Origin of the sequence: Kitasatospora sp. NPDC058965, assembly GCF_042741245.1 — a bacterium.
Lineage (GTDB): Bacteria > Actinomycetota > Actinomycetes > Streptomycetales > Streptomycetaceae > Kitasatospora.
The window spans coordinates 99507-120823 of the sequence record NZ_JBHYKG010000001.1 but is presented as its reverse complement, the minus strand read 5'-3'; the positions used below and the strand labels follow the sequence as shown (position 1 = coordinate 120823).

At 73.3% G+C, this 21317-nt stretch carries 15 protein-coding genes and 2 tRNA genes; 11 read left to right on the top strand and 6 right to left on the bottom strand.

Features of this window, described 5'->3' with window-relative positions:
• Window positions 1-151 precede the first annotated feature (151 nt).
• Together ACFW1A_RS00530 and ACFW1A_RS00525 are read left to right on the top strand one after the other, a co-directional pair.
• A complete protein-coding gene (locus ACFW1A_RS00530; protein ID WP_380401557.1) occupies window positions 152-1384 on the top strand; it encodes a PP2C family protein-serine/threonine phosphatase in 1233 nt (410 codons plus the stop codon).
• A gap of 359 nt (window positions 1385-1743) precedes the next feature.
• On the top strand, window positions 1744-1938 hold the full coding sequence (locus ACFW1A_RS00525) for a hypothetical protein (RefSeq protein ID WP_380401555.1): 195 nt from the start codon (window positions 1744-1746) through the stop codon (window positions 1936-1938).
• A gap of 39 nt (window positions 1939-1977) precedes the next feature.
• Here ACFW1A_RS00525 and ACFW1A_RS00520 read toward each other — a convergent pair whose 3' ends face one another.
• Both ACFW1A_RS00520 and ACFW1A_RS00515 read right to left on the bottom strand, forming a co-directional pair.
• A complete protein-coding gene (locus ACFW1A_RS00520; protein WP_380401552.1) occupies window positions 1978-2775 on the bottom strand; it encodes a DUF6348 family protein in 798 nt (265 codons plus the stop codon).
• A 130-nt stretch (window positions 2776-2905) separates the two neighbouring features.
• Window positions 2906-2979 (bottom strand) — tRNA-Gly (locus ACFW1A_RS00515).
• A 176-nt stretch (window positions 2980-3155) separates the two neighbouring features.
• Here ACFW1A_RS00515 and ACFW1A_RS00510 point away from each other — a divergent pair.
• From ACFW1A_RS00510 to clpX, 5 genes are all read left to right on the top strand, one after another.
• Window positions 3156-3232, top strand: a tRNA-Pro gene (locus tag ACFW1A_RS00510).
• A gap of 238 nt (window positions 3233-3470) precedes the next feature.
• A complete protein-coding gene (gene tig, locus ACFW1A_RS00505) occupies window positions 3471-4868 on the top strand; it encodes a trigger factor (RefSeq protein WP_380401549.1) in 1398 nt (465 codons plus the stop codon).
• Between the two features lie 191 nt (window positions 4869-5059).
• Complete coding sequence (locus ACFW1A_RS00500) at window positions 5060-5683, top strand: ATP-dependent Clp protease proteolytic subunit (protein WP_380401603.1); 624 nt, start codon at window positions 5060-5062, stop codon at window positions 5681-5683.
• 53 nt (window positions 5684-5736) lie between these two features.
• On the top strand, window positions 5737-6393 hold the full coding sequence (locus ACFW1A_RS00495; RefSeq protein WP_380401545.1) for an ATP-dependent Clp protease proteolytic subunit: 657 nt from the start codon (window positions 5737-5739) through the stop codon (window positions 6391-6393).
• Between the two features lie 239 nt (window positions 6394-6632).
• Window positions 6633-7919 carry an ATP-dependent Clp protease ATP-binding subunit ClpX gene (gene clpX, locus ACFW1A_RS00490; protein WP_380401542.1) on the top strand — a complete coding sequence of 429 codons (1287 nt, stop codon included), beginning with the start codon at window positions 6633-6635 and terminating at the stop codon, window positions 7917-7919.
• Window positions 7920-7986: 67 nt separating this feature from the next.
• On the opposite strand, the gene ACFW1A_RS00485 is transcribed toward clpX, so the two are convergent.
• Window positions 7987-8823 carry a hypothetical protein gene (locus tag ACFW1A_RS00485; RefSeq protein ID WP_380401537.1) on the bottom strand — a complete coding sequence of 279 codons (837 nt, stop codon included), beginning with the start codon at window positions 8821-8823 and terminating at the stop codon, window positions 7987-7989.
• Window positions 8824-8964: 141 nt separating this feature from the next.
• Between ACFW1A_RS00485 and ACFW1A_RS00480 the strand changes: the two genes are divergently transcribed.
• A complete protein-coding gene (locus tag ACFW1A_RS00480) occupies window positions 8965-11595 on the top strand; it encodes a valine--tRNA ligase (RefSeq protein WP_380401599.1) in 2631 nt (876 codons plus the stop codon).
• 61 nt (window positions 11596-11656) lie between these two features.
• Here ACFW1A_RS00480 and ACFW1A_RS00475 read toward each other — a convergent pair whose 3' ends face one another.
• The 3 genes from ACFW1A_RS00475 to ACFW1A_RS00465 form a co-directional block, all read right to left on the bottom strand.
• Window positions 11657-14623: an AAA family ATPase gene (locus tag ACFW1A_RS00475; RefSeq protein WP_380401534.1), complete on the bottom strand. Its 2967-nt coding sequence runs from the start codon at window positions 14621-14623 to the stop codon at window positions 11657-11659.
• An 80-nt stretch (window positions 14624-14703) separates the two neighbouring features.
• A complete protein-coding gene (locus ACFW1A_RS00470; protein WP_380401531.1) occupies window positions 14704-14916 on the bottom strand; it encodes a hypothetical protein in 213 nt (70 codons plus the stop codon).
• On the bottom strand, window positions 14909-18016 hold the full coding sequence (locus ACFW1A_RS00465) for a type 2 lanthipeptide synthetase LanM family protein (RefSeq protein ID WP_380401528.1): 3108 nt from the start codon (window positions 18014-18016) through the stop codon (window positions 14909-14911). The genes ACFW1A_RS00470 and ACFW1A_RS00465 overlap by 8 nt, the downstream gene beginning before the upstream one ends.
• 161 nt (window positions 18017-18177) lie before the next feature.
• Between ACFW1A_RS00465 and ACFW1A_RS00460 the strand changes: the two genes are divergently transcribed.
• The 3 genes from ACFW1A_RS00460 to ACFW1A_RS00450 all read left to right on the top strand — a co-directional run bounded on the left by ACFW1A_RS00460 (window position 18178) and on the right by ACFW1A_RS00450 (window position 21315).
• Window positions 18178-18987 (top strand): BTAD domain-containing putative transcriptional regulator, encoded by an 810-nt coding sequence (locus ACFW1A_RS00460; protein WP_380401525.1) that lies wholly within the window; start codon window positions 18178-18180, stop codon window positions 18985-18987.
• Window positions 18988-19237: 250 nt separating this feature from the next.
• Window positions 19238-19744 (top strand): hypothetical protein, encoded by a 507-nt coding sequence (locus tag ACFW1A_RS00455; protein WP_380401522.1) that lies wholly within the window; start codon window positions 19238-19240, stop codon window positions 19742-19744.
• A 137-nt stretch (window positions 19745-19881) separates the two neighbouring features.
• Window positions 19882-21315, top strand: a complete 1434-nt coding sequence (locus ACFW1A_RS00450) for a bifunctional folylpolyglutamate synthase/dihydrofolate synthase (protein WP_380401519.1) — start codon at window positions 19882-19884, stop codon at window positions 21313-21315.
• Window positions 21316-21317 lie beyond the last annotated feature (2 nt).

Genomic DNA, 21317 nt, shown 5'->3' with positions numbered 1-21317 from the left:
AGCCGCTGACCTGCGCCCCGAATCGCTCCCGGCCGGCGACCCGCGAGCCCCGCGCACGCTGCCGGTCGCCCGGCCGGAAACGTGCGTCCGCGCAGCCCACCCGTGAACGCCCGTCGACGCGGCGCGGTCCCGGTGGATAGGGTCAAGCCCCATGGCTGGCAGCACGCCGGGCACACCGCCCCAGACGAGTGCGAGGGGGACCGCCGCGACAACGGTCGCGGACCCCCTGACGGTCCGGTTGCGCAAGCGTGTGTACCGGGCCCGCCGCACCCTGCGCCGGACCGGGGTGGACTACTTCCGCGGCGACGCCGCGGACTGGCTCGCCTTCGCGGTGCTGCTCCTGCTGGTGCCGCTGCTGGTGACGCTGAACGTCTGGGTGCCCGGCTGGGTCCCGCCCACCGCCCTGGTGCTGCCGATCCTGGCCGGCTCGCTGCTGCTGCGCCCGGTCTCGCTGGTGCTGCTCTACGCCACCGCCGCGCTCGGCCTGTCCACCGAGTCGGTGATCCACACCGGCGAGCAGGCGGCCAGCGACCGGCCGGAGGCCTACGTCTTCGGGGTCACCCCCGGCGCCGCCCTGGTGGTCGGCGCGGTCGGGGTGGCCGGGCTGCTGCTGGCGCAGTTCCGCAGCCGGGTCGGGGTGCCGTGGCGCAGCGGCGGCTCGATGCTCTTCGACCTGCGCGAGCGGCTGCGGGTGCAGAGCCAGGTGCCGCAGCTGCCGGTCGGCTGGCACGCCGACATGGCGCTGCGTCCGGCCGGCGGCCAGTCCTTCTCCGGCGACTTCGTGGTCGCCGCCCGCACCGGCGGCAGCCGCCGGTTCCTGGAGGTGGTGCTGGCGGACGTCTCCGGCAAGGGGATGGACGCGGGCTCGCGGGCGCTGCTGCTCTCCGGCGCCTTCGGCGGGCTGCTCGGCTCGCTGCCGCCGCACGAGTTCCTGCCCGCCGCCAACGGCTACCTGCTCCGCCAGGACTGGGAGGAGGGCTTCGCCAGCGCCGTCCACCTGGCCCTGGACCTGGACAGCGGGGAGTACGAGCTGCTCTCGGCCGGCCACCTGCCGGGCATGCAGCGGTTGGCCGGGGCCGGCCGCTGGGAGATCAAGGAGGCCACCGAGGGCCCGCTGCTCGGGCTCTACGACGGCGCCAAGTTCGAGGGCGTGCGCGGCCGGCTGGGCCCGGGCGACGTGCTGATGCTGTGCACCGACGGCATGGTGGAGGCCCCGGGCCGGGACCTGGCCGAGGGCATGGACCGGCTGATGGGGGAGGCCGACCGGCTGGTCGCCGGGAGCCACCTGGGCAGCTCCACCGGCGGCGCCGCGGTGCGGCTGATCGAGACGGTGGCCAAGGACATCAACGACGACCGCGCCGTGCTGCTGCTGTGGCGGGAGTGACGGGCGAGCATCCCGGCCGCCGGCTGTCAAGCCGTCATCGCCGATCTTCGGCCAATCTCTGCCACCGCGCCTCACGGGCCGTCGGCATGCGAACGGCCCGCCGGGGCGCCCCGACCGACAGGTCGTCAGGGCGCTTCCGCTATCGTCTCGGGAGGCGGAAACTCGTCTCACAGTGCAGGACTTTCGGCACCTGTCAGGGGCAAGTCCTTTACGCAGTCGGCACGGTCGACCACACTGAGTCCGGGCGGGACTGGCCGGAACTCGGGGGAAATCGGGTGCGTGGTGGTCGGCGGGTGCCGCCTCGGGACCGTCGGGCTGGCCGTGGTCCGCTTCGCCATGACATGAGGAAGTGAGTCCGGGTGCTCTCCGTTTCCGCCCTGGTTCTGTTCGGGATCATTCTGGTCATCTTCATCCGCGGCAAGCAGATCAAGTGGCCGCACGCGATCGTCGCCGTGCTCTTCGGCTTCATGCTCAACCAGTCCGCCCAGCTCTCCAAGCCGGTGCAGGACTTCCTCACCCAGCTCGCCAAGACGCTGAGCAACATCACCAGCTGACGCCGCGCCGGCCGTCGGGACCGGCCGGCCCCCGGGTGCTCAGCGGCCCCGGCGCAGCCCGCGCCACCAGCCGCCCGGACCGCGCCGCCGCGCCGGTCCGGCCGTGTCGGCAGGCCGTCCGGGTGCGGCCGCGGGCAGCGGCGCCTCGGCCGCCCGGGCCGCCGCCAGCGGGCTCCCGTCGGCCGCCAGCAGCACGAACAGCCGCGCCCAGCAGAACCGTTCGCCGCGCGGCCAGTCCAGTGCGCCCAGCGCCCGGGAGGCCCCGTGCGCGACCTCGCCGTTCACCCGCACCTCGGCCACCTCGTCCCCCGAGCGCCCGCCGAGGAACAGCTTCACGCCGTTCAGCGCGGGATCGGTGAGCTCCGGGGCGAGTTCGGCGGCCAGCCGGGCCAGCAGCTGCTGCCCGGCCAGCCAGTCGGAGAGCCGCTCGCGCTGGAAGCCGAAGACGGTGGCCGGCCCCTGCACCGCGTGCCAGCCGGGCAGTCCGGGCAGTCGCAGGTGGTCGCCGTACCGCCCCCGGTGGTCGAGGAGTTCGACCACGGTGGCGGCGGTGGTGGCGGCCCACATCCGGACCGCGCTGTCGAGCTTCTCCTCCTCGGTGGTGCCCAGGCCCGCCGTGCAGTCCCAGACCACCGGGGCGTCCGCGCTGCCCAGCCGCAGCACGAAGCCCAGGTCCACGTGCCCGCCGCCGTCCGCCCCGGCGTGCTCCCGGATCGCCACCGCGGTACTGCCCGGACCGCGGACGATGTCCCCGTCGACGGTGAACTCGCGTTCGAACCTGGCCAGTTCCCGGACGACACCGCGCTGGATGACGGCCCGCCGCTGCTCGGGGTGCACCGCGCCCACCTCCGTTCCCGCTGCTCAGCGGCCCGAACGCGGCGCGTTCGAACCGGGCAGGAGGCTAGCGGGTGCGCGCCGGTGCCGGAAAACGCCGGTGGCCCCGGCCGACCGGCCGGGGCCACCGCAGTGGAGCGGGTGACGAGAATCGAACTCGCGTGACTAGTTTGGAAGACTAGGGCTCTACCATTGAGCTACACCCGCACATCCACTCCCGGCGGTGCCCCGGATGGGACCGGCCGCCGGTGAGGACGGGGAACAGAGTACCTGGTCCGGCCCCCGCTGCGCACGCCGCTTTGCCGTGGCGCCCGGGGCTGCCGGGTCTGCGGAATATCGGCGAGCCGTCGGAGCACGGCGTGTACGCTTCCTCTCGCACAGTGCGGGGTGTGGCGCAGTTTGGTAGCGCGTCCGCTTTGGGAGCGGAAGGCCGTCGGTTCGAATCCGGTCACCCCGACCAGTCAGTTTCGTGGTACCCGGTAGGATGGGCCGCTGGCGGTCATGGCTCCCGAGCCGACCGCCCCAGGGTGACAGAGCCCCCGCCCAGCCCCCTGACCGGGACCGGGCCGCTCGCCGTCCACCCCATAAGGGAGATGCCGCACTCAGGTGGCTCATCACCCGTCTGCCCGGCCCGCGGCCCGCGAGGGAATCGGTCCGGACCAGACAAGCCGACCGCAAGCCCCATAGGAGACCAAACCGTGAAGAGCGCCGTCGAGACTCTGAACCCGACCCGGGTTCGACTCACCGTCGAGGTGCCCTTCGAGGAGCTCAAGCCCAGCCTCGACGCGGCGTACAAGAAGATCAACCAGCAGGTCACGGTTCCGGGTTTCCGGAAGGGCAAGATCCCGGCCCGGGTCATCGACCAGCGGTTCGGCCGGGCCGCGGTGCTCGAGGAGACCGTCAACGACGCGCTGCCGCGCTTCTACACCCAGGCCGTCGACGAGAACAAGGTCGAGGTCCTCGGTCAGCCGGACATCACCGACATCAAGGGCGTCGAGGACCTCGACGCCAACGGCCTGACCTTCACCGCCGAGGTGGACGTCCGTCCGGAGATCACCCTGCCGGACTTCAGCGAGATCTCCGTCGAGGTCGACCCGATCGAGGTCACCGACGAGGACGTCGAGAAGTCGCTGGAGCAGCTGCGCGAGCGCTTCTCGTCGGTCAAGGACGTCGAGCGCGCCGCGGCCGAGGGCGACATCGTGGTGATCGACCTGGAGGCCAAGGTCGACGGTGAGGTCCCCGAGGACGGCACCGCCACCGGCGTGAGCTACGAGATCGGCTCCGGTCGCCTGCTGGACGGCATCGACGAGGCCGTCATCGGCCTGTCGGCCGGCGAGTCGAAGACCTTCAGCACCGAGCTCAAGGGCGGCACCCAGGCCGGCCAGAGCGCCGAGGTCACCGCCGCCGTCACCGCGGTCCAGGAGAAGGAGCTGCCCGAGCTGGACGACGAGTTCGCCCAGCTGGCCAGCGAGTTCGACAGCCTGGAGGACCTGCGCGCCGACTCGCGCAAGCGCCTCGGCCGGATGAAGGAGTTCGACCAGGCCACCCAGGCCCAGGAGCGGGTGCTGGACGCCCTGCTCGCGAAGGTCGAGATCGCCTTCCCGGAGAAGCTGCTGGCGGACGAGATCGAGACCCGCAAGCACAACCTGGAGCACCACCAGCTGGAGCCGATCGGCCAGACCCTGGAGAGCTACCTCGCCGCCCAGGGCAAGACCCGCGAGGAGTTCGACGCGGAGACCGAGGAGCAGGCCAAGAAGGGCATCAAGACCCAGTTCGTGCTGGACGAGATCGTGGCCAAGGAGGAGGTGGGCGTCAACCAGGAGGAGCTCACCGAGCACCTGATCCGCCGCGCCGCCGGCTCGGGCATGACGCCGGACCAGTTCGCCCAGCAGATCGTCCAGCAGCAGCAGGTCCCGCTGCTGGTCGGCGAGGTGGCCCGCGGCAAGGCCCTGGCCCTGGTGGTCGAGGCCGCCACGGTCAAGGACACCAACGGTGAGGTCATCGACTTCGACGAGGACGAGGAGGAGGCCGAGACGGCCGCCGCCGAGACCGCCGTCGAGGCCGCCGCCGAGGAGAGCGCCACCGACGAGGCCTGAGCCCCGCGGTAGTTCGTTTCCGCAGGCCCGGACGCACCCCGCGTCCGGGCCTGCGGTGTTGTGGTACCCCGGCCCACCTGCGCTCACAGCGAACAGTTCTGCGTGGGGGATGGTCGGGACCTGCCTGCGCGTTAGGGTCGACGAAAGCAAGCTAAACCGACTGAGCAGGTGGCTAAGTGACGTTCCCGCAGATGCAGATGCCTGGCCTGATCACGCCGCGCGCCGCCGGTGGCGACGTGCTCGGCGGCCTGGGCGACCAGGTCTACAACCGGCTGCTCGGCGAGCGCATCATCTTCCTCGGCCAGCAGGTCGACGACGACATCGCCAACAAGATCACGGCGCAGCTGCTCCTCCTGGCCGCCGAGCCGGACAAGGACATCTACCTGTACATCAACTCGCCGGGCGGTTCGATCACGGCGGGCATGGCGATCTACGACACCATGCAGTACATCAAGAACGACGTGGTGACCATCGCCATGGGCATGGCGGCCTCGATGGGCCAGTTCCTGCTCACCGCGGGCACCCGCGGCAAGCGCTTCGCGCTGCCGAACGCCGAGATCCTGATGCACCAGCCGTCGGCCGGTCTCGGCGGTTCGGCGACCGACATCCGCATCCAGGCCGAGCAGCTGCTCCGGATGAAGCGCCGGATGTCGGAGCTCATCTCGCACCACAGCGGCCAGACCTTCGAGCAGATCACCAAGGACTCCGACCGCGACCGCTGGTTCACCGCCGAGGAGGCCAAGGACTACGGTCTGGTGGACGAGATCATGCACAGCGCCGCGGACGTCCCCGGCGGCGGCGGTACCGGCGCCTGATCGCCGCGACCGCCCACCCCACCACGTCGGAACGCTTCCGGAGGACACCCGTCATGAACCTGCGCAACACTCCCGCCGGCGAGTACCTCGGCGCCCGTGCCGAGGGCCGCTACATCGTCCCGCGCTTCGTCGAGCGCACCTCGCAGGGCATCCGCGAGTACGACCCGTACGCCAAGCTCTTCGAGGAGCGGATCATCTTCCTGGGCTCCCAGGTGGACGACGTCTCGGCCAACGACATCATGGCGCAGCTGCTGTGCCTGGAGTCGATGGACCCGGACCGCGAGATCCAGATGTACATCAACTCGCCCGGCGGCTCGTTCACCGCGCTGACCGCCATCTACGACACCATGCAGTACGTCAAGCCCGACATCCAGACGGTCTGCATGGGCCAGGCGGCCTCGGCCGCCGCCGTGCTGCTCGCCGCCGGCACCCCCGGCAAGCGGATGGCGCTGCCGAACGCCCGGATCCTGATCCACCAGCCGTACACCGAGACCGGCCGCGGCCAGGTCTCCGACCTGGAGATCCAGGCCAAGGAGATCTTCCGGATGCGCGAGCAGCTGGAGGAGATGCTCTCCAAGCACTCCAAGCGGCCGGTCGAGCAGGTCCGCGAGGACATCGAGCGCGACAAGATCCTCACCGCCGAGGAGGCGCTGGAGTACGGTCTGATCGACCAGATCATCTCCACCCGCAAGGCCTCGCTCACCGACTGAGTGAGCAGCTCCGCCGCGGGCGGGGGTACCGGCCGGTACACCTGCCCGCGGCGGCACGGACGGCATCTGTTCGGTATCAATTCGCCCAGGGCGTAGGGCAGAGCTGTCGAAGACGGCTGATTCTGCCAGTTGGCAGAGTACCGTCGGATACCGAGACCCGACCGCCGAGGTGGCGGTGGCGGTCCACAGCACCAGGCCCCGGAAACCCCGCGGGGCCCCTGGCGAAGGGGAAGCACCTCGTGGCACGCATCGGAGACGGTGGCGACCTGCTCAAGTGCTCGTTCTGCGGCAAGTCGCAGAAGCAGGTGAAGAAGCTGATCGCCGGCCCAGGCGTGTACATCTGCGACGAGTGCATCGACCTCTGCAACGAGATCATCGAGGAGGAACTCGCCGAGTCCTCCGAGGTGCGCTTCGAGGAGCTGCCGAAGCCGCGCGAGATCTACGAGTTCCTGGACCAGTACGTGGTCGGCCAGGACCTGGCCAAGAAGGCCCTCTCGGTCGCGGTGTACAACCACTACAAGCGGGTGCAGGCCGGCGAGGCCGGGCGCAGCGGCAGCGGCCGCGACGACGCCATCGAGCTCGCCAAGTCGAACATCCTGCTGCTGGGCCCGACCGGCTCCGGCAAGACCCTGCTGGCGCAGACCCTGGCCCGGATGCTCAACGTGCCGTTCGCCATCGCGGACGCCACCGCGCTGACCGAGGCCGGCTACGTCGGCGAGGACGTCGAGAACATCCTGCTCAAGCTGATCCAGGCGGCCGACTACGACGTCAAGAAGGCCGAGACCGGGATCATCTACATCGACGAGATCGACAAGGTCGCGCGCAAGAGCGAGAACCCGTCGATCACCCGGGACGTCTCCGGCGAGGGCGTGCAGCAGGCGCTGCTGAAGATCCTGGAGGGGACCACCGCCTCGGTCCCGCCGCAGGGCGGCCGCAAGCACCCGCACCAGGAGTTCATCCAGATCGACACCACCAACGTGCTGTTCATCGTGGGCGGTGCGTTCGCGGGCCTGGAGCGGATCATCGAGGGCCGCTCGGGTGCCAAGGGGATCGGCTTCGGCGCCACCATCCGCTCCAAGCGGGAGAGCGACGCCAGTGACCACTTCCGCCAGGTGATGCCGGAGGACCTGGTCAAGTTCGGCATGATCCCGGAGTTCATCGGCCGGCTGCCGGTGATCACCAGCGTGCACAACCTGGACCGCGAGGCGCTGCTGCAGATCCTCACCGAGCCGAAGAACGCGCTGGTCAAGCAGTACCGCAAGCTCTTCGAACTGGACGGCGTGGAGCTGGAGTTCAGCCGGGACGCGCTGGAGGCGATCGCCGACCAGGCGATCCTGCGCGGCACCGGCGCCCGTGGGCTGCGGGCCATCATGGAGGAGGTGCTGATGTCCGTGATGTACGAGGTGCCCTCGCGTCAGGACGTCGCCCGCGTGGTGGTCACCGGTGACGTGGTCTCCAAGCACGCGATCCCGACCCTGGTCCCGCGCGACATGATCAAGCGCGAGCGCCGGGACAAGAGCGCCTGAGCCGACACCCGGACGCACGGAGAGGGGCCCGCCACCGGCGGGCCCCTCTCCGTGCGTGCGGTGCCGGTTACTTCTTGACCTCGGCGATGGCGCGCAGGTCGCGGGCGTCCTGGGCGGCCTTGTCGAGCGAGGGCGCGGTGCCCTTGAGGGTGGTCTGCATGGTGACCACCAGCACGCTGTTGTCCACCCACATGCAGACCGCGTCGGTCTCCCGGGTGGTGATGGCGTTCTCGCAGCTCATCACGCCGCCGAGCGGGCCGGCGTCCGGGTGGGTGCGCGGGCCGAAGGTGGTGCCGCTGCCGCTGGACTTCGCCGAGCTCTCGAAGCTGCTCCAGAACGAGGTCTCCTCGGTGGACGGCGAGACGATCTTGCCGTAGCCGCCGTAGACCACGATCGCCCGGTCCGAGGTGATGCCGCCGTGGTAGATGGTGCTGACCGTGCCCTGGAGCTCCTTGCTGGCCTGCGGGTCCGAGGTCATGCTGTCCTGCAGCTGCTTGGCCAGCGCGTTGCCGGTGTCGCTGTTCAGGCCCTGGAACTTGTCCGGCAGCACCAGCTTGTGGGTGCCCTCCTTGGAGACGGTGTCGGCCACCGTGCCGACCAGCACGGCCGTGGCCACGCCGATCGCCACGACCACGACGCCGAGGGTGATCCACAGGCCCTTGCGGGACTTCTTCGGCGGGACCGGCGGCGGGTACGCGGCGTACCCGGCCTGGCCGTAGGGCGGCTGGGCCGGCGGCTGGGCGGGCTGACCGTAGGCGGGCGGCTGGGCGGGCTGACCGTAGGCCGGCGGCTGGCCGTAGCCGGGGGCCGAGCCGTAGCCCGGCTGCGGCGGCACCTGCCCGTACCCGGGCTGCTGGCCGTATCCCGGCGGCGTCGGCTGGGCGTACGGATTCTGGTCGGACATCTGTGGGTCCCCTCCCGAGTGCTCTCCAAGCAGGGCTCGTCCGATGATCAGAAGGTCCGTCCGAGCATCGGGCACGCTACCGTACGCCTGCGACGTCCATTCAGGGCCTCGCGGTTCCGTAAACTGTGCGTCGTGACCGACATGACGAACCAGCGCCCCACCGACCTCGCGTCCGGGGACCACGCAGCCGCCCTTCCGACGACCTACGCCCCCGGCGAGGTAGAGGGCGAGCTGTACGAGCGCTGGGTGGACCGCGGCTACTTCACCGCGGACGCGAAGAGCGAGAAGCCCGCGTACACCATCGTCATCCCGCCGCCGAACGTCACCGGGGCCCTGCACCTGGGCCACGCCTTCCAGCACACCCTGATGGACGCCCTGACCCGTCGTAAGCGGATGCAGGGGTACGAGGCCCTGTGGCTGCCCGGCATGGACCACGCCGGCATCGCCACCCAGAACAAGGTCGAGCAGCAGCTCGCCGAGTCCGGCCTGTCCCGGCACGACCTGGGCCGCGAGGCCTTCGTCGAGAAGGTCTGGGAGTGGAAGGAGAACTACGGCGGCCGGATCCTGGGTCAGATGCGCCGCCTGGGCGACGGGGTGGACTGGAGCCGCGAGCGCTTCACCATGGACGAGGGCCTGTCCCGGGCCGTCCAGACCATCTTCAAGAACCTCTTCGACGACGGCCTGATCTACCGGGCCGAGCGCATCATCAACTGGTGCCCGCGCTGCCTGACCGCGCTGTCCGACATCGAGGTGGAGCACGAGGACAGCCCGGGCGAGCTGGTCTCGATCCGCTACGGCGACGGCGACGACTCGATCGTGGTCGCCACCACCCGGGCGGAGACGCTGCTCGGCGACACCGCGGTGGCCGTCCACCCGGACGACGAGCGCTACCGCCACCTGATCGGCCGCACCATCAAGCTGCCGCTGACGGACCGGGAGATCCCGGTGGTCGCCGACGCCCACGTCGACCCGGAGTTCGGCACCGGCGCGGTCAAGGTGACCCCGGCGCACGACCCGAACGACTTCGCCATCGGCCAGCGGCACAACCTGCCCAACCTCACCGTGATGGACGAGTCCGGCGCGATCACCGTGCACGGGCCGTTCCTCGGCCTGGACCGGCTGGAGGCCCGGGCGGCCGTGGTCGGCGCGCTGCGCGAGCAGGGCCGGATCGTCGCCGAGAAGCGCCCGTACATGCACGCGGTGGGCCACTGCTCGCGCTGCCACACCATCGTCGAGCCGCGGCTGTCGCTGCAGTGGTGGGTCAAGGTCGAGCCGCTGGCGCAGGCGGCCGGCGACGCGGTCCGGGACGGCCGGGTGCAGATCCACCCGAAGGAGCTGGAGCGCCGCTACTTCGACTGGGTCGACAACATGTACGACTGGTGCATCTCGCGCCAGCTCTGGTGGGGCCACCGGATCCCGGTCTGGTACGGCCCGGACGGCGAGGTGGTCTGCGTCGGCCCGGACGAGCAGCCGCCCGCGGGCGAGGGCTGGACCCAGGACCCGGACGTCCTGGACACCTGGTTCTCCAGCGGCCTGTGGCCCTTCTCCACCCTGGGCTGGCCGGAGCAGACCGCCGACCTGGCGAAGTTCTACCCGACCGACGTGCTGCTCACCGGCCACGACATCATCTTCTTCTGGGTCGCCCGGATGATGATGTTCGGCCTGTACGCGATGGACGGTCAGATCCCGTTCCACACCATCGCGCTGACCGGCCTGGTCCGCGACGAGTTCGGCAAGAAGATGTCCAAGTCCAACCCGAACGCGGTGGACCCGCTGGACTGGATGGACGCCTACGGCGCCGACGCGGTCCGGTTCACCCTGGCCAGCGGCGCCAACCCGGGCGCCGACGTGCCGATCGGCGAGGACTGGGTCAAGGGCTCGCGCAACTTCTGCAACAAGATCTGGAACGCCACCCGGTTCGCGCTGATGAACGGCGCCACCGTCGAGGGCCCGCTGCCCGCGCCCGAGGCGATGACGGCGGCCGACCGCTGGATCCTGGCCCGGCTCAACGAGACCGTGGCCCAGGTGGACGCGCTCTACGAGGACTACCAGTTCGCCAAGCTCTCCGACGCGCTCTTCCACTTCGCCTGGGACGAGGTCTTCGACTGGTACGTCGAGCTCTCCAAGACCACCCTGGCCAAGGGCGGCGCGCAGGCCGACGCGGCCCGCCGGGTGCTCGGCGAGGTGCTGGACGTGACGCTGCGGCTGCTGCACCCGGTGGTCCCGTTCGTCACCGACGCGCTGTGGACCGCGCTGACCGGTGCCGAGTCGGTGGTCGTGGCCGCGTGGCCGGCGGACAGCGGCTTCCGCGACCCGGCCGCGCTGGCCGAGATCGCCACCCTGCAGCAGGTGGTCACCGAGGTCCGCCGGTTCCGTTCGGACCAGGGCCTCAAGCCCGGTCAGAAGGTCCCGGCCGGGCTGGAGCTGGCCGGCACCGCGCTGGTCGACCACGAGGACGCGATCCGCGCGCTGCTGCGGCTGACCGTGCCGGAGGAGGGCTTCGCGCCCACCGCCTCGCTCGCGGTGGCCGGTGCCACGGTCGCGCTGGACCTGTCCGGCACGATCGACGTGGCGGCCGAGCGCAAGCGGCTGGCCAAGGACCTCGCGGTGGCCGAGAAGGAGGCCGCCCAGACGGCCGCCAAGCTGGGCAACGAGGGCTTCCTGGCCAAGGCGCCGGAGGACGTGGTGGTCAAGATCCGCGCCCGCCAGGCGGCCGCCGAGGCCGACATCGCCCGGATCACCGCCCAGCTGGCCGCGCTGCCGCAGGGCTGAGTCCGCGACCGAGGGCCCCCGCCCGGGGCACCGCGCACCGGGCGGGGGCCCTCGTCGTGGGTCAGCCGGCCAGCGTGGCCGCGTACTCGCAGAGCGCCGAGCGGTGCGGGTGGCCGGTCTTGGCGAGCAGGCTGGCCACGTGCTTCTCCACCGTGCGCGGGGAGATGTAGAGCCGCTCGGCGATCTCCTGGTTGCCCAGCCGGTCCGGCAGCAGCAGGAAGACCTCGTACTCACGCACCGTCAGGCCCTGCCGGCGCAGCTCCGGCGGCACGCCGTCCGAGCCGCTGCGGCGCTGCTGGATGCTGGCGCCGGCGCGGCGCAGCAGGTCCCGGCAGGCGCTGGCCACGGCGGGGACGGCCGCCCCGTGGAAGTACTCCTCGGCGCCGCGCAGCCAGCCGACCGGGTCGCCCCAGCCGTCCGCCAGCGCCGCCTCGGCCACCAGCCGCAGGCCCAGCTGGCGGGCCATCACGAACGGGCGGGCCGCCTCCTGGGCGGTGACCACCGCGTCCAGCGCCTCCGCCACCCGGCCGGCCCGGCCCAGGTGGACCGCGTGCGCCAACTGCCCGAACTGGCGGTTCCAGGGCAGCCCGGCGGCCGCCTCGCCGGCCACCGCCCGGTGCTCGTCCAGGTCGCCGACCCCGGCCAGCGCGCGCAGCAGCGGGCGCAGCCCGTACCGTCCGTTCAGGTAGAAGACGGTGGGGTTGCGGTCCTCCCAGCCCACCGCCTGGTCCAGCTCGGCCAGCGCCTGGGTCCGGTCCTCCTCCAGCAGCGCGCAGACCGCCCGGTTGCCGTGCACCAGCGGCAGCTGCAACGAGCGGTCGCCGTCCCAGCGGCGGAACTCCGCCAGCTCCTGGTCCATCTCCCGGCGCCGGCCCTGGTGCGCGGCCAGCGCGGCCCGGGTGAGCAGCACGTACTGGTGGTTGTCGGCGTTGCGCAGCCGGGCGGTGGCGGCCAGGCAGCGGTCGGAGAGCTCGCGGGCCCGGGGGTACTCGCCGCGCAGCACCGCCTGCATGGCCAGCGAGGCCTCCGCCGAGTGCATCAGCGCGAGCGCGCCCAGGCCCAGCGCCGCCCGGTGCGCGCGCTCCAGCCGGGCCGAGGAGCCGGAGCGCATGAAGTCGTTGGCGCCCAGCCGGACCAGCGCGTCCACCTGCCAGGTGGTCAGGTTGTGCTGGGTGGCCAGGTCCAGGCCGCGCTCCAGGCAGGCGTCGGCCCGGTCGAATCCGTGCTTGCGCTCCAGCAGTGCGATCATCTGCCAGGCCTGGCAGGCGACTTCGGGCACCCCGTTCTGCTCGGCGGCGGCCGCGGCCCGGCGCAGCAGCTCCTCGGCCGCCGCGGTGCGGTCGGCCGGTTCGGCGGTGTCGGGCTCGGCGGCGCCGGCCAGCAGCAGCTGGGCGGTCACCACGTCCACCGCGGGGCGGTGCGAGGCGGAGTCGAACCGGACCAGCAGGCGACGCGCGTAGCTCACCTGGTTGGCGGCCTCCTCCCAGCGCAGCGCACTGGCCGCGGCCCAGGCCAGCCGGGTGTGCAGCGCGGCGGTCCGGGCCGCGCCGAGCGCGCCGGGCCCGGCCAGCGGCAGCTCCTCGGCGAGCGCCTTGGCCCGGTCGTAGTCGCCGGTCTCGATCAGGGTGTAGCCGAGCTGCTCGATCACCCCGGTGCGGTCCGCCGCCCACTGCGGGTCGCTCGCCTCCACCGCGTCCAGCAGGTCGTAGGCGCGCTCCAGCAGGGCGACCGCGGACTTGACGCCGCCGCCCTCCAGCGCGGCCCGGCCGGCCTCGGCGAAGCGCAGCGCGGCCGCCCGGCTGTCCCCGGCGGTCAGTCGCAGCGCCGCGACCCGGCGGCACCACTCGCCCGGCAGCCCGGGGTAGGCGGCCTCGATCGCGTCCGCCGCGCGGGCGGCGATCCGGGTCCGCTCGGCGGGCAGCAGCTCGGCCAGCAGCGCGTCGGTGGTCAGCGCGTGCCGGAACTCGTACCAGTCGGCCACCGGGCCGCTGGCGGAGATCAGCTGGGCGTCGATGCCGGACCGCAGGTGGACCAGCAGCTCGCGGTCGTCCAGGCCGGTGACCAGTTTGAGCACCGGCAGCGCGAACCGGCGCCCCAGCACGGCGGCCGCGTGCAGCAGGTCGCGGCAGTCGGGGCTGAGCCGGGCGGTGCGCTGGGCCACCGAGTGGACCACGGTGCTCGGCACGTCCACCGGCAGCTCGCCGCAGACCTGCCACCGGTCGCCCTCGCGGCGCAGCACCTCGGTGGAGACCATGCCGCTGAGCAGTTCCTCGACCACGAACGGGTTGCCCTCGCCGTCCCGCACCAGTCGCTCGACCACCTGCTCGGGCAGTTGGCCGGCGGCGGTGGCGAGGGCGGCCTCGGCCATCGCGCGGACCTGGTCGGCCGTCAGCGCGCCCGGCTCGACCAGGGTGGCGCTGCGTCGCCGGGCCACCGCGCGGACCAGGTCGTCGGCCGGGCCGGCCTCCGGGCGCAGCGTGACGAGCAGGAAGACCGGCAGGCCCTGGATGTTGTCGCTGAGGTACTCCAGCACCGCCAGCGTCTCGGCGTCGGAGTCGTGCAGGTCCTCCAGCACCAGCAGGCAGCCCTGCTCCTGGTGCTGGGAGAGGTTGCGGCCGACCGCGAGCAGCAGCCGCAGCACCGCCTCGGCGGTCTCCAGCAGCGCGGGCGGCGGGCCGGCCGGCTCCTCGCCGCGCCACTCGGGCAGCAGCACCGACAGGGCCGAGCGGTACGGGGCCAACTCCGGGTCCTGCGGCGGGCCGCCGACCCGGAAGAGCGAAAGCAGCGCCTCGGCGATCGGGCGGAACGGCATGGTGGCACCGGTGGCGACCGCGCGGCCGCGCAGCACCGCCATGCCGGCCGAGAAGGCCCGGAAGGCGGCCTCCGAGACCAGCCGCGACTTGCCGATGCCGGCCTCGCCGCGGACGAAGACCGCGCGGCCTTCGCCCCGGCGGGCGGCGCTGAGCCCCGCGTCCAGCAGGGCCAGCTCACTGCTGCGCCCCACCACCACGGGCGACGTGATGAGCATGTCCGGAGGCTACCTCCGGAACCGGCCGAACCGCCATGGTGACTGCGGTCCGGCCGGTCTGACAGGCGGTCAGGCCCAGGTCAGACGATGGTGACGCTGGTGACGGTCATCGCGCTGACCGACATCTCGGAGGCGCCGTCGTACGTGATCGGACCGATCATCCCGGCCAGCAGTCCGGCCCGGCGGCCCGGCCCACCGCTCTGCCCGAGCTGGATCTCGCCGGCCGGGTGGAAGGAGACGGCCTTCCGGGCGGCGGGGTTCTTCCACGCGCGAACCAGTGCGTCGTCAGTCATGGCGTCCTCCTGGGGGAGCAGGGGTGGCTGGCTGCAGCAGCAGCACGGACGGAATCCGGGGCCGGAATCCGAGGCGGAGCAGTTGGTGGCCGATACCGGCCAGGCCCGACAGCAGTCCGGGACTGCTGAGGCCCTCGGGAGTCCCGCAGCGCGGGCCGAACCGGTCGAGACAGGCGAGCAGGGTGCCCGCCCGGGTGTGCAGCGCGGTGGTCAGCGGACCGTCCGCCGCGCCGGAGAGGAGAAGGTCCAAGGTGCCGGCCTCGCCGTGGCAGAGGCTGTGGTCGGCGGCGATCGGGCGGCGCGCGGCCCGGCGCAGGGCGCGGTCCAGCAGCGCGGCCAGTTCGGGGTCGGTGCGGTGGGCACCGCTGTCGGCGATCGCCAGCGCGACGCCGTCCAGCGGGTCGCACCAGCCGGTGCCGGTGCGGTGCGCCCCCGCGTCGACCGGCGAGCGGTCGGCCTGCCGCGCGGCGGCGCGCAGCCGGTCCAGCCCGGCCCGGGCGTACTCCGGGCCGCCGCCGGCCGAGGCGAAGCGCAGCAGGGCCAGGCCGGCGCCCGCGTCGCCCTCCCGCAGGCCGTGCCCGAAGGCCTCCCGCGGCTGGGTCAGCAGGCGGTCGGCGAAGGCGCCGGCGACGGTGAGCGCGTGGTCGGGCCCGCCGTCGGCGTGCACCGCGACCAGCGCGGCCAGCGCCCCCGCGTCGCCCTCCAGCACCCCGCCGCTGCCGGCCGCACCGGCGCCGGCCAGCTCGGTGAGCCGGACCGCCAGGCCCAGCCAGTCGGCGATCGTCCGGTCGTCCAGCAGCACCGCCAGCTGGCCGAGCGCGTAGCTGATCCCGCCCAGGCCCGCGAAGCCGGCACCGATCTCGGGCAGCTGCTGCGGGTGCGCGGCCAGCGCGTTCAGCAGGGCCGGCACCGGGGCCAGCGCCCGGCGGGCCTGCGTCGCGTAGCGCGGCACACCGGTCAGCGCGGCCAGCTGGGCGAGGAAGAGCGCGGTGCCGCAGTAGCCGTGCGGCAGGCCCGCACCCAGCGGCAGCAGCGCCCAGTTGCGCTCGTCCAGCGGCTCCAGGCCGAGCCAGTTCACCCGGCGGCCGTCGTCGTGGCCGGCGGCCAGGATCCGGTCGGCGATCGCGCAGGCGGCGGCCAGCAGGCGCTCGGGGTCGGGCACGGTGGCCACCCCGGGGCCCGGCTCGGCGGCCGGCGCGCCGGGGGCGGTGTCGCCGTCCCGGACCGCCAGCGCAGCCTGGATCACCCACTCCTGGTCGAACCGGTCGGTGCCGCCCATCCGCTCCAGCCGCTGCTCGGCCCAGTCCAGCCCGGAGCCGAGCACCGGGGCGGCGGTGACGAACCCGCCGATCCGCAGGCCGGTCCGGCCGGCCCGCGCGGTGACCAGCGGCACGTCGCCGCGCCACAGCTCGGCCAGCTCCGCGCCGACCAGCGGGCGCTGGGCGGGGTTGTGGGCCGACTCGCGCCAGAGCGTGTCCAGCAGGTGGTCGCGGTCCAGGCCCTCGCGCAGCGCGTCCGGGTGGCAGGACTCGTCCAGCAGGGTCGCGTACCGGGCGGTGTCGCGGACCAGCACCCGGGTCGGGCAGTCGGCGAACCGGGTCAGCAGCTCGGCCAGTTCGGCCCGGTGCGCGGCGATCGCCTGGTAGCCGGCCCGGTAGCCGCCGAGCAGGGCGTCGGTGTGCCGCGCCGGGTCGGCGTCGACGCCGTCCAGCCGGGGCCGGTTGGCGCCGCCGCGGCTGACGCCGGCGGTGCGCACCAGGTGCATCTCGTCGGTGGCGGCCCCGGCCCAGTCGGCCACCTGGACCGGCAGCGTGACGCCCTTGTCGCCGCCCAGGCCGGACAGGTCGAGCACGCCGTCGGCGCCGTAGCGCAGCACCGGCAGCAGCGCGGTGCGCCGCACCGAGTCCTCCAGGGCGCCCAGCGCCGGGTCCTCGGCGGCGACCCGGGGGCGGACCAGCGCCGGGTGGCAGAGCGTCTCCAGGTCGACCAGCACCGGCTGGTCGGCGCAGGCGAGCAGGTTCTCGTAGTGCAGGTCGGTGCCGCCCAGGGTGTGCACCAGGGCGAGCAGCGCACCGAGCCGGCGGTAGAAGCGGCGCACCTCGGCGCGGTTGCGGCAGGGGGCGGCGGTGGCGAACTCGACCCAGCCGTAGCCGTCCCGGGCCAGCACCGCCAGGGCGCGCGGCTGCAGGTCGGGCAGCTTGGCGCCGAGCCACGCCAGGGTCTCGTTGAACCGGGCGTGCAGCTCGACCGGCCGCGGCTTGTAGACGAGTTCGGCGCCGTGCTCGAAGCGCAGCAGCGCGACGGTGCGCCCGTGGTCGTGCCGGTCGCCGCGTCCGGTCTCCACCGAGACCAGTCGGCCCGGGTCGCCGCCCGGCAGCAGGCCGGCGACCAGCTCGGTGCGGTCGGCGGCCAGCCGGCCGAGCAGTTCGGTCCAGGCCGCCGCGCCCTGCTCGCAGGTCTGGGCGAGCAGCCGGGCCAGCACCGGGTACTCGGTGAGCAGCGCGCGCAGCGCCGGACGCTCGGCCGAGCGGCGGGTGAAGTCGGCGAACCGCCGGGCCGGGGTGTCCCCGTCCAGCCGGCCGGTCACCCGGGCGACGTTGAGCTCCAGCACCAGGGTGCGCCGGGCGGTGCGGACCAGCGCGGCGGTCAGCTGCTCGGTGAAGCAGGCGCGCACCGCCGCCAGGTCGACCAGCTCGGCCAGCTCCGGGCCGGCCGGCAGCCGGTCGGCGGCCAGCGCGGTGAACGGGGCCAGCACCAGCGCGAAGCCGGTGGCCCAGTCGAGCTCCTCGGCCGGCGCCGCGACCCGCTCGGGGGCGGCGGCCAGCACCTGCTCGGTGAAGGCGGCCCAGGACGGGACGGCCACCCGGGCCGCCAGCTGCTCGGCCGGCTCGGCCGCCAGCGCCGCCAGCTGGGGCTCGGTCAGCCCGAGCTCGGCCAGTCGGGCGGCGAACTCGGCGGGGCCGGCGTAGTCCGCCGCCCAACGCTTCGTCAGCTCCGCCTCGCCGAGCGGCAGCTGCGCGGGCAGCGGCAGTCGCTCGGCACGGCTGAGACCGCGGGTCCACCACAGTGTCCCCGGCTCGTCCGTCCCCATCTCCGTCATGCCGATGAGGTTGCCAGCGCGCACCCCCCACCCTCCATGGGGGCGCGCCCCCATATTCAGGGGTGGGTAGGGGACATGGGGGTGGGGGCCGCTGGTCGGGGGCGGAATGCGGGGGCTCGCCCCCATGGGAAGCGCGGCGGCGCCGGGCCAGGCTCGGTGCCATGCAGAACAGTGCGCGTTGCGATCGCAACCACGATGTGCGGATCACCGTGCTGGGCCCGGTCGGGGCCACGGTGGACGGGGCGGCGGCCCGGCTCGGCGGCCGCCGCCCCCGGGCCCTGCTGGCCGCCCTGCTGGTGGCCGACGGCTCCCTGGTGACGGAGGACCAGCTGATCGACTCGGTCTGGGAGGACCAGCTGCCGGCCAAGCCCCGCCAGGCGCTGCACACCTACGTCGCGGACCTGCGCCGGGCGCTGGAGCCGGACCGCCGGGCCCGCCAGGAGCCGCTGGTGCTGCTGCGCCACCCGGCCGGCTACGCGCTGGCGGTCGGCCCGGAGCGGGTGGACACCCGGCGCTTCGTCGACCTGGTGGCCGCGGGCGTGGCGGCCGCCACCGCGGCCCGTCCGGCCGAGGCGCTGGCCCAGGTGGACCAGGCGCTGCGGCTGTGGCGCGGACCGGCCTTCGCCGACCTGGCGGACTCCCGGTTCCTGCGGGCGGAGATCGGCCGGCTGGAGGAGTGCCGCTCGCTGGCCCGGGAGATCCGGGTGGCGGCCCGGCTGGGGCTGGGCGAGCACCGCCAGTCGCTGGCGGAGAGCCAGGAGCTGGTCACCGACTACCCGCTGCGGGAGTCGGCCTGGGCGCTGCGGGTGCTGACGCTGTACCGGTGCGGCTGGCAGGCCGAGGCGCTGCAGGCGCTGGGCACCGCCCGCCGGGTGCTGCGCGAGCAGCTCGGCGCGGACCCGGGGCCCGAGCTGGCCCGGCTGACCGAACGCGTCCTGGTGCACGACCCCGCCCTCGCTTGGCACTGCTGACCGGACCCCCAGTCCAGCAGCCGCCACTGGGGAACCACTGGGAAACCGGTGCGAAGCCGTCCGGACCGATTAACCGCTGAATTCCCCGGATAGCCAAGAATCGATCAGGTTCGCATTCTTTTCAGGCACAACCCGCGGCCAGGTCCGATGACCGGAGAAGGTGCGCCGTATACGGTGTGCTGCAGCCCCGGGCTCAGGATTTCCGTCTGGAACAGCCCGGTCCGCACAAGCGGCGACGGGAAGGCATGGCATGACGCGAGCGCACACTACGGCCGGCGAACTCCCCGCGCAGCGGGTCGAGGAGGCCAAGGGACGGGCCGCGAACCTGCTGCTCGCGTTCCGGCACGGCAACCAGCTCGCGTTCGACGAGGCGCTGGACCGCCTGCTGCAGGACCAGGACGAGCGCACCGTGCTCACCATGCTGGCCTGGATCGCCGCCGAGGCGGTGCGCAAGGCCTACGCCCCCGAGGTCGGCGACCGGGTGCTCCGCTCGCTGGCGCGCCGGGCCCCGCAGAGCGAGATCGGGGTCGCCGTGGACGAGGAGTCGGCGGACGCCGCCCGGCTGATCGCGGCGGTGCGCGGGGGCGACGTGGCGCAGGTGCGGGAGCTGGTCGCCGCCACCGCGGACACCACCTTCCTGCTCGGCGGTCTGCTCCAGGGCGTGGCGATGATGCTGCCGCTGGTCCCGGAGGAGGAGGTCGACCAGGTGCTGCGCGAGCTGAGGATGCGTCAGGCCGCGGTGCCGGCCGGGGTCTGACCCGGGGCGCGGCGCGCGGCCGTCCGGGCTGGTCCGGGGCCCTTTCCACGGTGTGCCGAATTGCTGACTTTGCCGACTGTTTACCCGGCGGCACAGGCCGCCGACCGGCGCCGCGACGAGCGGCCGGGGCGCGCGCGGTGCGGGCCCGCGCACTCCGTAGACTTGGCGGCGTGAGCAGCAGCGCCGGGCCGAACCCGTACACCATCCGCCCCAGCAGTGCGGACTCCACCGACCAGCCGGCCGCCCTTCGCGAGATCGAGGCGGAACTGGCCAAGCGGTGGCCGGAGAACAAGATCGAGCCCACCCTGGCCCGGATCAACGCCCTGATGGACATCCTGGGCCAGCCCCAGCGTTCCTATCCGGCGATCCACATCACCGGCACCAACGGCAAGACCTCCACCGCGCGGATGGTGGAGCAGCTGCTCGGCGCCTTCGAGCTGCGCACCGGGCGGTACACCAGCCCGCACGTGGAGTCGGTGACCGAGCGGATCAGCCTGGACGGCCAGCCGATCAGCGTCGAGAAGTTCGTCTCGACGTACCAGGACATCGAGCCGTACATCCGGATGGTCGACGAGCAGCAGCCGATCGCGCTCTCCTTCTTCGAGGTGCTCACCGGCATGGCGTACGCCGCCTTCGCCGACGCGCCGATCGACGTCGCGGTGGTCGAGGTCGGCATGGGCGGCAGCTGGGACGCCACCAACGTGATCGACGCGGCGGTCTCGGTGATCACCCCGATCTCGCTGGACCACACCGACCGGCTCGGCTCCACCACCGGCGCGATCGGCAAGGAGAAGGCCGGCATCATCAAGCAGGGCGCCGTCGCGGTGGTCTCGCAGCAGCCGCTGGACGCCGCCCAGTCGATCCTGCAGCGCGCCGTCGAGGTGGACGCCACGGTGGCCCGCGAGGGCATGGAGTTCGGCGTGCTGCACCGCGAGGTCGCGGTCGGCGGCCAGCTGGTGACGCTGCGCGGGCTCGGCGGCGCCGAGTACGCCGACCTCTTCATCCCGCTGCACGGCGAGCACCAGGCGCACAACGCCGCGGTGGCGCTCTGCGCGGTGGAGGCCTTCTTCGGCATCGGCGGCGCCCGCGAGGGCTCGCTCGACATCGACAAGGTCCGCCAGGCCTTCTCCGGGGTATCCTCCCCGGGCCGGCTGGAGGTGGTCCGGCGCAGCCCGACCATCGTGCTGGACGCCGCGCACAACCCGGCCGGCGCCCAGGTGACGGCGGCCGCGATCGGCGAGTCCTTCGGCTTCACCCGGCTGATCGGCGTGATCGCCGCCAGCGGGGACAAGGACGTGACCGGCCTGCTGGAGGCGTTCGAGCCGGTGCTGGCCGAGGTGGTCGTGACCGAGAACTCGACCCACCGGGCGATGCCGGTGGACCGACTGGCCGCCCAGGCGGTCGAGGTCTTCGGCGAGGACCGGGTGGTGGTCGAGCCGCGGCTGGACGACGCCATCGAGGCCGCGGTCACGCTGGCCGAGGAGGAGGGCGACCTCGGCGGTGCCGGGGTGCTGATCACCGGCTCGGTGATCACCGTGGGCGAGGCCCGCCTGCTGCTCGGGAGGAAGTGAGC

Bases quoted from the DNA above. Each gene is read 5' to 3' on its own strand.
- ACFW1A_RS00530 (WP_380401557.1), top strand. From the start codon at position 152: ATGGCTGGCAGCACGCCGGGCACACCGCCCCAGACGAGTGCGAGGGGG.
- ACFW1A_RS00500 (WP_380401603.1), top strand. From the start codon at position 5,060: ATGCAGATGCCTGGCCTGATCACGCCGCGCGCCGCCGGTGGCGACGTG.
- ACFW1A_RS00495 (WP_380401545.1), top strand. From the start codon at position 5,737: ATGAACCTGCGCAACACTCCCGCCGGCGAGTACCTCGGCGCCCGTGCC.
- ACFW1A_RS00485 (WP_380401537.1), bottom strand. From the start codon at position 8,823: ATGTCCGACCAGAATCCGTACGCCCAGCCGACGCCGCCGGGATACGGC.
- ACFW1A_RS00480 (WP_380401599.1), top strand. From the start codon at position 8,965: ATGACGAACCAGCGCCCCACCGACCTCGCGTCCGGGGACCACGCAGCC.
- ACFW1A_RS00475 (WP_380401534.1), bottom strand. From the start codon at position 14,623: ATGCTCATCACGTCGCCCGTGGTGGTGGGGCGCAGCAGTGAGCTGGCC.
- ACFW1A_RS00470 (WP_380401531.1), bottom strand. From the start codon at position 14,916: ATGACTGACGACGCACTGGTTCGCGCGTGGAAGAACCCCGCCGCCCGG.
- ACFW1A_RS00465 (WP_380401528.1), bottom strand. From the start codon at position 18,016: ATGACGGAGATGGGGACGGACGAGCCGGGGACACTGTGGTGGACCCGC.
- ACFW1A_RS00460 (WP_380401525.1), top strand. From the start codon at position 18,178: ATGCAGAACAGTGCGCGTTGCGATCGCAACCACGATGTGCGGATCACC.
- ACFW1A_RS00455 (WP_380401522.1), top strand. From the start codon at position 19,238: ATGACGCGAGCGCACACTACGGCCGGCGAACTCCCCGCGCAGCGGGTC.